Origin of the sequence: Acinetobacter sp. YH12117 (assembly GCF_013418865.1) — a bacterium.
GTDB lineage: Bacteria > Pseudomonadota > Gammaproteobacteria > Pseudomonadales > Moraxellaceae > Acinetobacter > Acinetobacter indicus.
The window spans coordinates 1-15,425 of record NZ_VPBF01000052.1 but is presented as its reverse complement, the minus strand read 5'-3'; the positions used below and the strand labels follow the sequence as shown (position 1 = coordinate 15,425).

Below are 15,425 nucleotides of genomic sequence, written 5' to 3'. Positions count from 1 at the left end.
AGTATGGGAATGTGAATGCGGAAGTGTAAATCAACGCGATTTAAACTCCGCCAAGAACATACTTGCGCTTGGGCATAAGCGTCTAGCAGTAGGAATCACCCTCCTTTCAGGTGGGTGAGGATGTCAATTTTCTGCCTTTTGCTTTCTAATGTGGCTCCCAGCAACTGCGGTAGAGAAGCAATAATGTCGGATCTGGCCTTAATTATGGCATTGCCGAGTGAATCCAAAGGTCTGTTTGAACAGGCTGGCATCGAGGTGCATTATAGTGGTATTGGCAAGATTAATGCTGCCTTTAAAGCCTTTGAGGTAATTCAGAAAACTGGCTGTAAAACCCTGTTAAATTTAGGTACGGCCGGCAGCTCCTATTTTAATGCGCATGAGCTGGTGGAAGTGACCCAGTTTGTACAGCGTGATATGGATGTATCGCCGTTGGGTTTTCAGGTCGGAGTGACGCCCATGGATGACGATCATCCGGCGGAAATTCATTTGCCGCAGCATTTTTCCCATTTACCGGCTGGTATTTGTGGCACCGGTGACAGCTTTGAAACTGGTACACCGAAAGTGGCCTGTAATCTGGTGGATATGGAAGGCTATGCGCTGGCCAAAGTCTGTAAAAAACTGGATGTACGGCTGATTTCCGTCAAATATATTACCGATGGCGCCAACGATACGGCACATCTGGACTGGGAAGAAAATCTGTTGCTGGGGGCGAAAAAATTATTGTCGTTATATCAGCAGAGTGGTTTTTAGTTCGGCGACCATAGCAAACTATGGTCGTATGCCAAAATCATGCTCAATCGTCGATTGATTCTGAGGGAGGTGCGGTATTCAGTTCTGGACGCGGCACAATACCATAAAGCATCAGATGCACGGTATGCTGGATAATGCGCTGCTGCATGCTGCGGTTGCGCAGGGTTTTGCCGGTGACCATTTCCATTTGCGTCGCGAAGTCTGCATAGTTCTGGGTCAGGGCCCAAATATTCAGAATCAGCAGTTCAGGGTCAATATCTTTGGAGATTTTGCCTTGTTCCTGCCAGTTGCTGATGACTTTGGCTTTACGCTTGACCAGTTTTTTCAGCGGACCTTTCAGGATTTCCAGAATATGCGGGGCACCCTGAATCACTTCCAGCGCAAACAGGCGTGAAGCTTTTGGCTGGGTGCGAGACACTTCAATCTTTTGCAATAAGTAGTTGGTGATCGCTTCTTCAGGTTCAAGCTCGGCTTCCAGCATTTGCAGTGGCGCCAGCCATTTCTGTAATACAGTGGTCAGCACTTCTACATATAACGCTTCTTTATTTTCATAGTAATAGAAAATATTCGACTTATGCATTTCTGCAATCTGAGCGATTTCATCTAAGCTCGCCCCATTAAAACCGTATAAGGAAAATACGTCGAGTGCTGCGTTCAGCAACTGATGTCGTTTTTGAGTACTCTTTTTTTGTTCCATTAGCAATTAAAAAACAATGAAAAGGGGGAATCACGAATTGTACGTCAAATCATCAGTTTTGTGCATCCTCGTCTATTGCAAATTATGATAAATGCAGCAGAATTTTGTAGATTAACTAATAATTTCCCCAGGATTGTTAAATTTAAGCCCTATAAAGCACACTTTTTGAGTCTGGTAAAAAATATAACTGAAGGCTTGATTTCAAAGATTTTTTATTCTTTTATTTTAAATCAAAATATAAGACATAGTTTATAGAAATAATCCTGCATCTATTCGGGCCTATGTCACAAAAGTTTCATAAACCGAGATGAAGTTTTACCCTTAAATTGAGCCGGAATTTAAGGGTAAAGCTGCGGGGGCAGGCTCAGACCAAAATTAATCCTCATGTGGCCAAGACTGCATCTAGCACCTGCTGCTCCAGTTCGGCAAAGGCAATACTTTTTTGCCGCGGGCGCGGTAAATTGACCTGAAAGGTTTTGGCAATATGACCACGATCGAGCAGAATAATCCGGTCGGCCAGCTGTACCGCTTCACTGACATCATGGGTGACTAAAATGGCAGTAAAGCCCTGTTCGGTCCAGAGCCGTTCAATCAGCTTCTGCATTTCCAGACGGGTCAGGGCATCCAGTGCACCTAAAGGTTCATCCAGCAATAAAATCCGCGGTTGATGCGACAGGGCACGTACCAACGCGGTACGTTGTCGTTGACCGCCAGACAGTTGCGAGGGCCATAGCCCGGCTTTGTCTTTCAGACCGACTTTTTCCAGCAGGGCGCTGGCATGTGCGTACTGGTCTTTGCCCAGACCAAGCTGTACATTCTGCTCGATGCTGCGCCATGGCAGCAGACGCGGGTCCTGAAACATCACCCGGATATCATCCGAGGTAATGCCTTCGCGGATATGCCGTGCCGACTTAAATTTGATTTCGCCGTAGCTTGGTTTTTCCAGATCGGCAATTAAACGCAGCAGGGTGCTTTTGCCACAGCCACTGCGTCCGACAATGGCCAGAAATTCGCCCGGCTGAATATGCAGATCCAGGTCTTGCAGCACCTTCACCGAACCATAAAACTTGTGTAACTGTTCAATCAGGATTTCCGCACCTGCCACCGCCTGCGGCTGAATATCCGGATTGCTGCGCAGTTTCGGGCTGCTGTGCTCGGCATGCAAGCCAGCAATTAAATTACTCATCTTCGCTCACTCCTTATTTCTGGTAGCCGGCATGCCAGCGCAGTAAATAGCGTTCCAAAGCCACGGCCAGTACGTCGGCCAGTTTACCCAGCAGGGCATACAGCAGGATGCCAACCAGCACGATATCGGTCTGTAAAAACTCACGCGCGTTCATAGTCATATAACCAATCCCGGACTGGGCGGAGATGGTTTCGGCGACAATTAGCAGCACCCAGACCAGACCTAAAGAAAAGCGCAGTCCAACCAGAATTGAAGGCATTGCACCCGGCAAGATAATTTCCTTATACAGTTGCCAGCGGCTCAGGCCGTAGCTTTTGCCCATTTCAATCAGCTGTGGATCGACCGAGCGAATGCCATGATAGGTATTAATGTAAATGGGAAAGAACACGCCAATCGCAACCAGAAATAATTTGGCTGTTTCATCAATCCCGAACCAGAGAATCACCAGCGGAATCAGCGCCAAAGCCGGAATATTACGAATCATCTGCAAGGTGGTATCCAGCAGGGTCGAGGCGGTTTTGGAGGAGCCATTTAACAGGCCAAGCAGCAGGCCCAAACCACCGCCAATCAACAAGCCGAGGAGGGCACGTCCGGCACTGACCTGAACGTGCTGCCACAGCTCGCCACTGACCAGTAAGCCCCAGAAGGCACTAACCACTGCCGTTGGTGCCGGTAAAATCCGGCTTTCCAGCAGGCCGGTACTTGAGGCCAGTTGCCAGAAAGCAATCAGTAATAATGGCACCAGCCAGGGCAGCACCCGCTGCCCAAATGATGTTCCACGTGAAACTTTGGCCTCTGCCAGCTGCTCCAGGGAAATGGTTTTACTCATCAGGCCGGCTCCTTCAGCTGTTTGCTCGCCTGGCTGTCTGCGGCGACATAGTTATTCGCAACAATTTCCCCAAAAGGACCGGTCAAATTCGGTTGTGCCAGTTTCTTGCGGGTTTCCAGCGGCAACAGCGGGAACACCAGTTCGGCAAAACGGATGGATTCTTCCAGATGCGGATAGCCGGAGAAAATAAAGGTGCTAATACCCAGGTCGGCATATTCCTGAATACGGGCCGCCACTGTTTCAGGGTCACCGACCAGTGCCGTACCGGCTCCACCACGTACCAGGCCTACGCCTGCCCAAAGATTTGGGGAGACTTCCAGTTTGCTGCGATCGCCATTGTGCAGTTCAGCCATACGGCGCTGACCGACGGAATCCATCGCTTTAAACTTGGCCTGTGCTGCGGCAATGGTGGCATCATCGACATACTGGATCAGCGCGTTGGCTGCTTGCCAGGCTTCTTTATTGGTTTCACGTACAATCACATGCAGACGGATGCCATAGTTTAGACTGCGGCCTTTGGCCGCGGCTTTGGCACGTACCGTTTCAATTTTTTCTTTTACTGCTGCCGGCGGTTCGCCCCAGGTTAAATAGGTGTCGACCTGATCGGTGGCCAGCTCAATGGCTGCATCGGAAGAGCCACCAAACCAGAGCGGTGGATATGGTTGCTGGACTGGTGGATAGAGCAGCTTGGCTTCATCGACCTGTAAACGTTCGCCGTGGAAGCTGAACGATTCACCTGTATGCGAGCGGGTTAAAATTTCACGCCAGATGGTGGTGTATTCCGCAGCCGTTTGATAACGCGTGGCATGATCTTCATAGACACCATCACCTTTCAGTTCCTGTTCATCACCGCCCGTGACCAGATTCAGTAACACCCGGCCGCCAGATAAACGGTCAAACGTCGCCGCCATACGCGCTGCTAAGGCTGGTGTGGTCACGCCTGGACGCAAGGCCACCAGAAATTTCAGGTTCTGGGTCGCATCAATTAAACTGGCTGCAGTAATCCACGGATCTTCGCAAGAACGGCCGGTTGGAATCAGCACACCTTCATAACCTAAATTGTCCACTGCCACTGCAATCTGTTTCATATAGGCATGATCGACCTGACGGCCACCTTTGCTGGTACCTAAATAGCGGCTGTCACCATGGGTGGGAATAAACCAGAAAATTTTCATATTATCGTCCTTTATTTCAATGGGATTACTCGGTCATCAATCTGCAGTTGGAGCCGTCCAGACAATCGGCTGGACCTCAATCGGTTTTGGAATCAGCTTGAGCTGATAGAACTGGTCAGCAATTTTCTGCTGGGCCTGAATGACCGTCGGGTTTAAGCGTTGAATCGGTGACGGTTTCAGGCGGCGGTCAAAGGCGTTTTTGGCGACCGCCGGGTCCAGGCCGGTATTTTTCTGATAAATTTCTAGGGCCTGAGACTGGTGTTTAACAATCCACTGATCTGCGGCATTCAGGGCCGCCAGAAAGCCGGTGGTGGCCTGTGGATGTGCGGCAATAAATTTGGGATTGGCCACATAAAACGAATAGGTCTGGTCAAAATCACCGGTCTTGATCAGCGGGCGGGCCTGTCCATGCAGTTCAGCCGCAGACAGGAACGGGTCCCAGATGGCCCAGGCATCAATCGACTGCTTGTCAAAGGCAGCACGTGCATCGGCCGGTGGCAGCCAGATTGGCTGAATATCTGACCAGTTCAAGTTGGCTTTGGCCAGCACTTTGGCCAGAAATTCATGGGCATTGGAGCCTTTTTGCAGGGCAATACGTTTGCCTTTTAAATCCTGCAGGGTCTGTATGGCACTTTGCTGCGGCACCACTAAGGCCAGCGAATGGTCGGCATAGACTTCATAGCCGACATAGTTCAGCTCCTTGCCAGCCGCCTGGGCAAAAATGGGCGGGGTATTCCCCACTGAACCATAATCGACTGCGCCAACGGCCAGGGCTTCCAGCATTTGGGGTCCGGCCGGAAATTCTTTCCATTCAATTTTGGCTCGTGGGAACTGCTGTTCCAGCAGTTTTTCATCACGTGCCACCAGTAAATTTAAGGAAGATTTCTGGTAGCCAATAGAAATGGTTTTCACCGCCTGTTCAGTTGAGTTGTTGTCTGTTACCGCCTTGTGGGCTTCCGGTTTCTGGCAGCCGCTGAGACCCAGTCCCAGCGTGGAAATGCCCAGCAGCGCCCAGGTTGTTAATTTACGCATCTTTTATTCCTCATTCTTGTTGTGTCGACTGCGTATTCAGCAGGGCCGCCTGAATCTGAATTTGCTGTGGAATCAGCTTTTGCTGATAAAAGGCATCAGCTACATATTGCTGTTCTTTGGCCACGTCACTGGAGATGGCCTGCACGCCAAAGCCCATACGGGAAATTGAAGTTTTTAAGACCTCGACATCCAGGCCGGTCGGTTTTTGCAGCAGTTGAGCCGCTTCATCCTGATGCTGGGCCACCCATTGCGTGGTGCTGTTCAAGCTTTGCACCACGGTGTCTAAAACCTGCGGATGCTGCTCGGCAAACTGACGATCCGCCAGATAGAACTGATGGTTGCTGACCAGATTTTCGCCGGTGGCAATGACCCGGGCGCCAATCTGGTGTTCGGCTGCGGCAAAGAACGGATCCCAGATCACCCAGGCATCCACCGAACCACGTTCAAAGGCTGCGCGGGCATCGGATGGGGGTAAATACACCACTTGAATATCGTGCAGGCTAAGCTGGTTGGCTGCTAACAGCTTCAGCAGCAGATAATGCACATTGGAGCCTTTGTTCAGAGCAATGCGTTTGCCTTTTAAATCCTGCACCGACTGAATGGCCGAATCTTTAGGCACAATTAAGGCCTCAGCTAGCGGCGCTTTAGGCTGGTTGGCCACATAGACCAGTTTGGAATTGGCTGCCTGCGCAAAAATGGGCGGTGCTTCGCCGGCTTCACCAAAGGCCACACTGCCGACATTTAAACCTTCCAATAATTGCGGACCGGCTGGAAATTCTACCCATTTCACCTGTACACCCTGGGCTTTTAGGGCCTGCTCCAGTTCACCACGCTCTTTGACAATCGGTAAAATGCCGTATTTCTGGAAGCCGATATTCAGGGTAATGTTGTCGGCGTCTTTGGGGCTGCTACAGGCAGTCATGGACATGGCACCCGCCACCACGGCAGATAAAATAGCGCTTTGAGTTGAAAAAATACGGCGTAGGCTGCTCATGAAAATACCTGCTCTCGGAAATTAAAAAAATTCAAAAGTGGAGAATGAGAGCTACCTTAAAGATTTTTCTTTTTCGAAAAAAATAACAAATCAGGAATTTCTAATCAGGAAAAAAGATAAATAAAGATGTGCAAATCTTATGCATAAATCTGATTTATAAAATGGATAATCTATTAAAAGTTAAAATATTAAGTAGTTGTATTTAAAATATTTTTATTAAATTGAAGGCGCAGGAATAAGCTTATACTAATTCCTGCTAATACCAGATGCAGCAGAATTGGGCCAGCTGCAGATAAGCATATGCCAAATTGAGCTAAAGCCGGCCTTGAACAGATCAGGTGAGTGACTTTTTACAGACCAGTGAATTACGCTGGTAGTTGTATAAGGCTTGGCGGGCATTGGGTAAGTCATCGACATTGGCCGGCTCAAAGCCCTGTTCCAGAAACCAGTGCGCAGTACGAGTGGTCAGAATAAACAGCTGCTGAATACCAAGGCTACGGGCTTTATCTTCCAGATAATGCAGAATCTGGCTGCCACGATTGGATTTACGATAGGCCGGATGTACCGCCACGCAGGCAATTTCCGCCGAGCGCAGTTCATTGTCGCTGACCGGTAGCGGATACAGCGCCGCACAGGCCAGAATGGTGCCATCACGTTCAATCACCGCAAACTGTTCAATTTCATTTTCCAGCCGTTCCCGCGAACGGTAGACCAGCACACCTTCTTCTTCCAGCGGGCGCAGCAGGCTGATGAGACCGCCGACATCCTGAATATTGGCGGTGCGCACTTCTTCATAATGGGCATCGGTAATCATGGTACCGGCACCATCGCGGGTAAACAGCTCTTCCAGTAGTGCGCCATCAGAGGCATAGGAAATCAGATGTACGCGATTGACGCCCTGAGTGGCAGCATCCTGTGCGCCGCGTAAATGCAGGGCCATTTCCGGCTGGCTGGCCTGATACAGACCAATATAATGATTGAGCTGGGATGGGCGGATTTCACGTTGCAGCTGACCCTGTTCATTCAGTAAACCCTGCTGTTTGCCCAAGAAAATCAGCTTGTCGGCTTGCAGGCGAATTGCGGTTTTGGTGGCGACTTCTTCAGCCAGTAAATTAAACACTTCGCCTGTTGTGGAATAGCCGGTCGGGCCGAGCACGACAATATTATGATTGTCCAGATGACGCTGAATGGCATCGGTATCGACACTGCGCACTTCGCCGGTCAGCTGGAAATCGACTCCATCGCGAATACCATAGGGTTTGGCGGTAATAAAATTACCTGAGACCACATCAATGCGGGCGCCGTACATCGGCGAGTTGGCCAGTCCCATCGACAGCAGGGCTTCAATCTGCAGGCGAATTGAACCGACTGCATTCATGACACAGCTTAACGATTCGCGGGTGGTAATGCGCCGTTGCTGATGAAACGGGGTGTCGATCTGGCTGGCCTGTAAATTCTGGTTAATCTGCGGGCGGGCACCATGCACCAGTACCAGCCGGATACCCAGCGAATGCAGCAGGGCAATATCATGAATAATATGCTGGAAATTGTCATGCAGGACCGCTTCACCATCAAACATCAGCACAAAGGTTTTGTTGCGATGGGCATTGATATAAGGCGCAGAATGTCGAAACCAGTGCACATATTGCAAAGTTGTGCTGTGTGATGTTTCGGTAGAATTCAGGTGCATGCCGGTCTCAATCAAGCAAAAGTCTTATAGCGGATTCTAATCAAAAAATACCGGGGCGTAAGCTGAAAAAATAAAAAAACACCTGAACGGGGTGGTTCAGGTGTAAAGAGGGAAGGGAAAATGAGACGAAACCCTTAGCCCATAATGCGAATAATCCGGTTGGTACGTTCGTTGATCATCACGTAATCGCCATTAATTTTGTACCACTGCTGATAACGGCCGGTGTTTGGTAAACGACGCGCTTCGCGGTCACTGACTTTATAACGGGACTGGTCATAGGCACGCGGTAAGGTCTGGCCCACACGCCAGTCACGGCTTGGATTTACGCGCACAACCGGACGTTTATGATCACGGTCCCAACGGCTGTCCTGATGTTTGTAGTGGGTTGCCGCACGACGGTCATGATCACGATGATCAGGCGCAGCCATGGCTGTAGTAGCCATAAACGCACTTAAAGACAGGGCAATGGTGGTTAATACTTTTTTCATGACGCTCACCTTTGAGTCAAACTGTATATCTCTGGAATACGTCCAAATTAACCAGAAAGTTGAGATAAAGGATGAGAGCAATTGAGATGAATTGTGAAAATCATGAAGAAAAAGCGGAGAGCCTGAAAGCCGGCTAGCATCTGCCCTACAGCCAAAATAGCAGCTTAAAGAATTGCCGATATAAAAAAGCCCAAACCGATGTTTGGGCAACCGAGGAGTGAGACTGAAACGGTTGGAGTGCAGCTTAGAAAGACAGGATTTTAAGAATACTGTGGGTATCGGCATTGACCAGAATATAGTCATTATTGACCTTATACCATTGCTGCTTACGGTCCGGTTTAGGCAGGTTATGCTCTTTATATTCGACTTTGTAGCCATTGCCACGATAATGCTGCGGCATCACATAACCGGTTTGCCATTTATGCTGCTGTAAACGCTGATAGCCACGTTCTTCACGCTGGCGGCGTTTTTCATAAACCTCTTTCGATTCACGATATTCACGATGTTTTTTGCCCTGACCGTGCTGACGTGACTGTTCATAGCCGCGTCCCGGATTGTCAAACTGAGGTGCAGCCGCAGTGATCCCGCTGGCCAGCAACGCACTGAAAGAGATCGCCATAACTGTCACTATCTTTTTCATGTGAAAAAACCTCGTTTATCGTCTTTTATTTCACTGTGTCTTACTGTACGAAAAAAATGCAGAGAAACTGTGAAGAAAGATCGTTAATTCTTTATCGAAAGCAGAGATATTTTGGATATTATGCTGGAAAAGTAACAGATGATGAAAGACTTATCTGTTGTCACGTGAACTGGTTATACAACATTGGGCGCAAAAAGCCTAGCCCGTATTGCCGGGATTCTGCCCGCAGTCAGTTCCATTGCTGGCTTAAGTCCTGCAAGGAGTCGATGGCATGGGCCAGACATTCGGCCTGCTGGCCATCTTCAAGTACAGCCAATAAGCTGGCGGGCAGTTGTAAGTGTTCAATGGAACGGATAATGTCATTTTTACGTTGCTGGTCGGCCATGTGCTGCTCCTTTCATTGATTCATTGCGGTTGAGTAGCAGTATAGGCCGGATGTTTCAATTTGAAAAACCGAATAATTTTATAAAAATGATTTAAAAATACGATTTATGGTCTGGTAGTGTATAAAATTTAGCAGCGCATAAAAAAGGACCCGCAGGTCCTGGATTCAAGCATGTGCTTAGTAGGCATATTTCAGGTCGGTATAGTCGGTCAGTGACTTCTGGATATGCGCCTGAATAAATTCGCGTACATCTTCGGCGCTCATTGGCTGGCCCTGTTTGGTAATCACATGCTCGACCGGGGCTTGGCCATCGACCAGAATCCGGTAGACAAAGTTTTTATAGACGGCATAGTCCTCGGCCTGTTTATAAATACCGGTGATATAGCTGTAGTGATGTTCAAAGTTCAGATCGGTATGCGAAAAGATAAACTGGTCAAACAGTTTCAGGTTTTGCCCGGTCTCGAGTGCCTGTAGTTCATCGAGAATACTGGCTTCAAATTTCATGCCGTATTTTTCAGAAATGGCTTGACCATTAATCAATAAAGACACCATGCCATCTTCATGGGTCGTTACTGTGATATTGCTAAAGTCAGACATGGGCATCTCGGGATAATCAGAAACAGGGCTTTAGTATCGGCAAATTTTGCTGAAATTCAAGCCGACTTAAGCCCAAACCGGTATATTTACGCAAAGTGGGAGCAATTACAGCTTTATGGATGGGCATAAAAAAGGAAGCACAGGGCTTCCTTCATGGACACAGCGAGGGCATTAGTCCTGTGCATCAATACTCTGGCCGTTCATGTGCAGACTGTCATCGCCCATTAAATATAAATAGGCTGGCATGATTGATTCCGGTGTCGGCAAGGTTTTCGGGTCTTCATCCGGATAGGCCTTGGCGCGCATGGCGGTGCGGGTCGCGCCCGGATTAATGCAGTTATAACGGATATTCGGATGTACATTTTCCTGGGCAAACAGTTTGCTGACCGCTTCAATGGCAATTTTAGACACCGAATAGGCGCCCCAACGCTCACGTACTTCACGACCGACGCCCGAACTGGCAAATACCACCGAAGCATGTGCCGATTTTTCCAGTAAAGGCAGCAGTTCCTGGGTCATGACAAAGGGTGCCCGCAGGTTGACGGCCATCACATCATCCCAGACATCAGCCGGATAATGCACCAGTTCGGTCCGTTCACCCAGAATGCCGGCATTGTGCAAAATGCCATCCAGACGGCCAAACTGCTTGTCGAGCGTATCGACCAGCAATTCATAATCACGCGATGACGCACTGGACAGCTGGAGCGGAAGAATGGCTGGCTGCGGCGCGCCTAAACCTTCAATTTCATCATAGATGACTTCCAGTTTATTCAGGGTGCGACCATGCAGGACAACGGTTGCGCCGTGCAGTGCAAAGCTGATCGCGGCTGCACGTCCAATACCGTCGCCCGCACCTGTAATCAGGATCACGCGATCTTTGAGCAGATCAGGGCGAGGTTGATATTCTGAATATTTCATGATCGACCTCCGTTTTTTGCTGTAATTATGAAGTGATTGAATGTTGTTGTTGCTGTGACAGCATCTGGTGCAAGACCTGATGTAATTCTGTGACATTATTCACTATACAGTCTGCCTGCCAGGCTGTTAAGTCATCTTTGTGTTGTAAGGGTAAATAGCCATAAGCCGCCAGAATGGTGTACATGCTGGCATTGCGTCCGGCATCAATATCACGTGGATGATCGCCGACATAAACACACTGCTGCGGTTCCAGTCCCAGCTGTGCTGCGGCCAGATACATCGGTTCCGGATCGGGTTTGGTCTTGCTGACATCTTCCGGGCAGACCAGTACCGCACAGCGTTCGGTCAGGTTCAGGGCTTTTAACAGCGCTTCACTGAGCCAGCGTGGCTTGTTGGTGACAATACCCCAGGGAATTTGCTGCTGTTCCAGCTGCTCTAGCAGTGGATACATGCCTTCAAACAGGTCGGTTTCTACCGCAATATCGGCGCCGTAAAGGTCTAAAAAGCGCTGGCGATGGCCTAAAAAGACCGGGTCTTCCACTTCCAGCTCCGGATATACCAGCTTGACCATGGCGCGTGCGCCTTCAGAGACCTGGGTGCGAATCTGCTCGGCGGCGACAATGTCACAGCCTTTATCGCGGCACATGTCCTGAATAATACGGATAAAGTCGGCCGCGGTATCAATTAAGGTGCCGTCGAGGTCAAATAAAACCGCTTTCATTGGCCACCTTCATTCAGGGTATGCACCATATAGTTGACATCAACATTGGGCGCCAGCCAGTAGCGTTTGGTCAGTGGGTTATAGTGCAAACCGGTCATATCTTTCAGTTTCAGGCCGGCATTGCGAATATCGTGTGCCAGTTCGGACGGCTTGATAAATTTATGATAATCATGCGTGCCTTTGGCCAGCATACGCAGCACATATTCCGCGCCAATAATCGCAAATAAATAGGCTTTCGGATTACGGTTAATGGTCGAGAAGAACACATGGCCGCCCGGTTTGACCAGCTTCTGGCAGGCCTGAATAATTGAGGCCGGATCGGGTACATGCTCCAGCATTTCCATACAGGTCACCACATCGTACTGGCCAGCCTGTTCTTCTGCCAGTTGCTCAACTGGAATCTGGCGATATTCAATATTTTCGACGCCTTCCTGCTGGGCATGTAAACGTGCCACATTCAGCGGCGCCTCGCCCATATCAATCCCGAGTACATCGGCACCACGGCGCGCCATGCTTTCCGAAAGAATGCCGCCGCCACAACCGACATCCAGCACTTTTTTGCCAGCCAGTCCGCCTGAATGTTCATCAATCCAGTTTAAACGGAGCGGGTTAATTTGATGCAAAGGGCGGAACTCAGAATGCTGATCCCACCATATAGCTGCGAATGCTTCAAATTTGGCAATTTCTTGCGGATCAACATTCAGTTGCGACATTGGTGTCACCTCAATCAAGTTATTATGATTTCAAAAAGTCTATGCTGTTTAGTGTAGCGTTTATTCTGGAAAAAGCGATAAAAGCCGTAAAAAAGTTCACAGAAGCAAAACGAAAACGGCATAATTGATTTATAGTGTTCGCATAAGCTAATCATAACGATTTATGAGGACAATAAGTTCAATGAAAAAGTTTCTTTTGGGTAGCCTTGCAACCGCAATGTTTGCAATTTCAGGTGGCGCATGGGCGGCCAATTTTGTTGAAGGCCAAGACTATCGCGTACTGGCCAATCCGGGCAAAGTCGATGTGCCGGGTAAAATTGAAGTCCGTGAATTCTTCTGGTATGGCTGTGGCCACTGCTTTACCTTGGAGCCGCATATGCAAGCCTGGCTGCGTAAGCTGCCAAAAGATGTGAACTTTGTGCGTACTCCGGCTGCCATGAACCAGGTCTGGGAAATGAATGCGCGCGGCTATTATGTGTCGGAAGCACTGGGCGTCCGTAAACGTACCCACTTGCCGTTATTCCATGCCATTCATGACAAAGGCCAGCAGATTTTTGACCAGAAATCCCAGGCCAAATTCTTTGTCAAATACGGTATTCCTGAAGCCAAGTTCAACAGCATGTTTAACTCTTTTGCGATTACCTCTAAAGTGGCACAGGCCAATAAACTGGCGCGCCAATACCAGTTGACCGGTGTGCCGGCAGTGGTGGTCAATGGTAAATATGTGGTGTCGGGCGATAACGGCAAAGTGATTCAGGTGGTGAACTACCTGGTCGATAAAGAACGTAAAGCCAAATAAAAGCCCAACATGATGTTAAAAACCCGCTGTTTAAAGCGGGTTTTTTAGTGCTGCGGTTTCATGCATTGTGATGTTTGGTCGCTCCCAATGGCTAATACCACGAAACAGCAATTGCACCTGGATAATGGTCTGCTTGGTAAACTGTTGCTGCTGCTGGCTTAGGGCCTCACCTTCAAACTGGCGACTGAGGCCAATCCAGCTCATGGCCCAGTTAAAGGACAGGTTAATTAAAATATTGGCCAGTACTTTAAAATCTTCCGGATGTTCAAAATGCTGCACGCTTTCTACCCGTTTCAGGTCGTTGGCAAAATCATCAATTAAAAACTCGATTTCCCGGGCAATGGCCTGACGTACCGTGGCCGAGCCGCCCCAACGTTCGGCAATTAGAAAAATCCATTGCTGCGGATGCTGATCGACTGCCTGAAAAAACAGTTCAACGCTGGTGCGGGTTTTGGCATTGGGCAGATATAAATAGGCCTGACCCAGCTGATGCAGAATGCTTTTTAAATGCAGCGCCACCTGATCGACCAGTTCTGCACCGAGTTCATCCATATCCTGAAAATGCCGGTAGAACGCCGTTGGCACCAGCCCGACATGGCGGGAAATCTCCCTTAAGCTGATGCTGCTAAAAGAGCGCTCGGCAGTACTTAAGGTCAGGGCCGCATCTAAAATGGCCTGACGACTTTGCTGCTTACGTTCTTCCCGAATCGACATGTCACATCCCTGATACTGTTTAAAAATTCATCTCTGTGGCTATTATAGAGCAGAATCGGTCCGGGCAGCAGCCATGCTGTTGCATTGGCTGTGTAGGGCCCGCTTTTCTGTGGCGAGATTGTGTAAAAGCCGACCCGGGGACAAAACCTGTGCGCTTGCATCTGCTATACTGGCCGACAATTTATTTGAGTCAAAATAAGGACAACTTATGCGTATCGACCAACGTACCCTAGATCAATTGCGTGATGTCAAAATTACCCGTAATTACACACGTTATGCGGAAGGTTCTGTCTTGGTTGAATTTGGTCATACCAAAGTGCTGTGTACTGCCAGTATTGATAACTCGGTACCGCGCTTTTTAAAAGGCAAAGGCCAGGGCTGGGTAACTGCAGAATATGGCATGTTGCCACGTTCTACCCATACGCGTAGTGACCGTGAAGCGGCACGGGGTAAACAGAGCGGCCGTACTCAGGAAATCCAGCGTTTAATTGGCCGCAGTCTGCGTGCCATGGTCGATCTGAAAAAACTCGGTGAAAATACCATTACCATTGACTGTGATGTAATTCAGGCCGATGGCGGTACCCGTACTGCCGCAATTACCGGTGCAGCGGTGGCGCTGGTCGATGCCATGAATGTGCTGCTGGAAAGCAAAAAAATTAAACAGGACCCGTTAAAAGGTCTGGTCGCTGCTATTTCTGTGGGTATGTATCAGGACGAAGTATTGCTGGACCTGTGCTATGAAGAAGATTCAAACTGCCAGACTGACCTGAATGTAGTGATGACCCAGGCCGGTGAATTTATTGAAATTCAGGGCACTGCTGAAGATAAACCATTTACCCGTCTGCAATGTAATGCCATGCTGGAAATGGCCGAGCAGGGCATTCAGGAACTGATCAAAAAGCAGCAACAGGCCTTGGGCTGGTAAACACTGCAAGATCAGAACCATATATTTATAAAACGCATCTCCGGATCACTGCTGTCCCATAGTTTGCTTTAAATAAAAAAACCTGAGTCCTAACAGTTAAAATATGAGTGTAAACAAACACTTTAACGACCAGGATTCAGGTTTTGTCACATCAGAATACCGTATTTCATGA

General features: G+C 48.8%; 18 protein-coding genes and 1 pseudogene. 4 read left to right on the top strand and 15 right to left on the bottom strand.

Annotation, left to right across the window (positions count from 1 at the left end):
- Both FTU55_RS15015 and FTU55_RS13575 read left to right on the top strand, forming a co-directional pair.
- Window positions 1–118: pseudogene (locus FTU55_RS15015) on the top strand (RNA-guided endonuclease TnpB family protein); the annotation flags it as partial.
- Between the two features lie 65 nt (window positions 119–183).
- Window positions 184–750, top strand: a complete 567-nt coding sequence (locus tag FTU55_RS13575) for a hypothetical protein (protein ID WP_005181021.1) — start codon at window positions 184–186, stop codon at window positions 748–750.
- Window positions 751–793: 43 nt separating this feature from the next.
- Here FTU55_RS13575 and FTU55_RS13570 read toward each other — a convergent pair whose 3' ends face one another.
- From FTU55_RS13570 to ubiG, 14 genes are all read right to left on the bottom strand, one after another.
- Window positions 794–1,447 carry a TetR family transcriptional regulator C-terminal domain-containing protein gene (locus tag FTU55_RS13570; RefSeq protein ID WP_005181018.1) on the bottom strand — a complete coding sequence of 218 codons (654 nt, stop codon included), beginning with the start codon at window positions 1,445–1,447 and terminating at the stop codon, window positions 794–796.
- 382 nt (window positions 1,448–1,829) lie between these two features.
- The gene (locus FTU55_RS13565; RefSeq protein ID WP_016658676.1) at window positions 1,830–2,633 is read right to left on the bottom strand and encodes an ABC transporter ATP-binding protein; all 804 of its coding nucleotides are present in this window, start codon (window positions 2,631–2,633) and stop codon (window positions 1,830–1,832) included.
- A gap of 13 nt (window positions 2,634–2,646) precedes the next feature.
- Complete coding sequence (gene ssuC / locus FTU55_RS13560; protein WP_160240810.1) at window positions 2,647–3,462, bottom strand: aliphatic sulfonate ABC transporter permease SsuC; 816 nt, start codon at window positions 3,460–3,462, stop codon at window positions 2,647–2,649.
- Entirely contained in the window at window positions 3,462–4,637 is a 1,176-nt protein-coding gene (gene ssuD, locus FTU55_RS13555) for an FMNH2-dependent alkanesulfonate monooxygenase (RefSeq protein WP_016658677.1), read from the bottom strand. The genes ssuC and ssuD overlap by 1 nt, the downstream gene beginning before the upstream one ends.
- Before the next feature lie 36 nt (window positions 4,638–4,673).
- Window positions 4,674–5,669: an aliphatic sulfonate ABC transporter substrate-binding protein gene (locus FTU55_RS13550; protein WP_180047370.1), complete on the bottom strand. Its 996-nt coding sequence runs from the start codon at window positions 5,667–5,669 to the stop codon at window positions 4,674–4,676.
- Between the two features lie 10 nt (window positions 5,670–5,679).
- Window positions 5,680–6,663 (bottom strand): sulfonate ABC transporter substrate-binding protein, encoded by a 984-nt coding sequence (locus FTU55_RS13545; protein WP_180047368.1) that lies wholly within the window; start codon window positions 6,661–6,663, stop codon window positions 5,680–5,682.
- A 334-nt stretch (window positions 6,664–6,997) separates the two neighbouring features.
- The gene (gene argA / locus FTU55_RS13540) at window positions 6,998–8,353 is read right to left on the bottom strand and encodes an amino-acid N-acetyltransferase (protein WP_180047366.1); all 1,356 of its coding nucleotides are present in this window, start codon (window positions 8,351–8,353) and stop codon (window positions 6,998–7,000) included.
- 134 nt (window positions 8,354–8,487) lie between these two features.
- Window positions 8,488–8,841, bottom strand: a complete 354-nt coding sequence (locus FTU55_RS13535; RefSeq protein WP_005180985.1) for an RcnB family protein — start codon at window positions 8,839–8,841, stop codon at window positions 8,488–8,490.
- 244 nt (window positions 8,842–9,085) lie between these two features.
- Window positions 9,086–9,481 carry an RcnB family protein gene (locus FTU55_RS13530; protein WP_005180983.1) on the bottom strand — a complete coding sequence of 132 codons (396 nt, stop codon included), beginning with the start codon at window positions 9,479–9,481 and terminating at the stop codon, window positions 9,086–9,088.
- Between the two features lie 229 nt (window positions 9,482–9,710).
- Window positions 9,711–9,866 (bottom strand): hypothetical protein, encoded by a 156-nt coding sequence (locus FTU55_RS13525; protein ID WP_005180980.1) that lies wholly within the window; start codon window positions 9,864–9,866, stop codon window positions 9,711–9,713.
- A 177-nt stretch (window positions 9,867–10,043) separates the two neighbouring features.
- Window positions 10,044–10,463: a hypothetical protein gene (locus FTU55_RS13520; protein WP_005180979.1), complete on the bottom strand. Its 420-nt coding sequence runs from the start codon at window positions 10,461–10,463 to the stop codon at window positions 10,044–10,046.
- 171 nt (window positions 10,464–10,634) lie between these two features.
- Window positions 10,635–11,381, bottom strand: coding sequence for a YciK family oxidoreductase (locus tag FTU55_RS13515; RefSeq protein ID WP_005180975.1), 747 nt, complete (start codon window positions 11,379–11,381; stop codon window positions 10,635–10,637).
- Window positions 11,382–11,406: 25 nt separating this feature from the next.
- Window positions 11,407–12,102 (bottom strand): HAD family hydrolase, encoded by a 696-nt coding sequence (locus FTU55_RS13510; protein WP_180047365.1) that lies wholly within the window; start codon window positions 12,100–12,102, stop codon window positions 11,407–11,409.
- A complete protein-coding gene (gene ubiG / locus FTU55_RS13505) occupies window positions 12,099–12,815 on the bottom strand; it encodes a bifunctional 2-polyprenyl-6-hydroxyphenol methylase/3-demethylubiquinol 3-O-methyltransferase UbiG (RefSeq protein WP_005180969.1) in 717 nt (238 codons plus the stop codon). Before ubiG ends, FTU55_RS13510 begins: the two co-directional genes overlap by 4 nt.
- A gap of 181 nt (window positions 12,816–12,996) precedes the next feature.
- Here ubiG and FTU55_RS13500 point away from each other — a divergent pair, with 181 nt between their 5' ends.
- On the top strand, window positions 12,997–13,614 hold the full coding sequence (locus FTU55_RS13500) for a thiol:disulfide interchange protein DsbA/DsbL (RefSeq protein ID WP_016658685.1): 618 nt from the start codon (window positions 12,997–12,999) through the stop codon (window positions 13,612–13,614).
- A 30-nt stretch (window positions 13,615–13,644) separates the two neighbouring features.
- On the opposite strand, the gene FTU55_RS13495 is transcribed toward FTU55_RS13500, so the two are convergent.
- Window positions 13,645–14,328: a TetR family transcriptional regulator gene (locus tag FTU55_RS13495; RefSeq protein ID WP_180047364.1), complete on the bottom strand. Its 684-nt coding sequence runs from the start codon at window positions 14,326–14,328 to the stop codon at window positions 13,645–13,647.
- A 208-nt stretch (window positions 14,329–14,536) separates the two neighbouring features.
- Between FTU55_RS13495 and rph the strand changes: the two genes are divergently transcribed.
- Window positions 14,537–15,253: a ribonuclease PH gene (gene rph / locus FTU55_RS13490; RefSeq protein WP_005180961.1), complete on the top strand. Its 717-nt coding sequence runs from the start codon at window positions 14,537–14,539 to the stop codon at window positions 15,251–15,253.
- Window positions 15,254–15,425 lie beyond the last annotated feature (172 nt).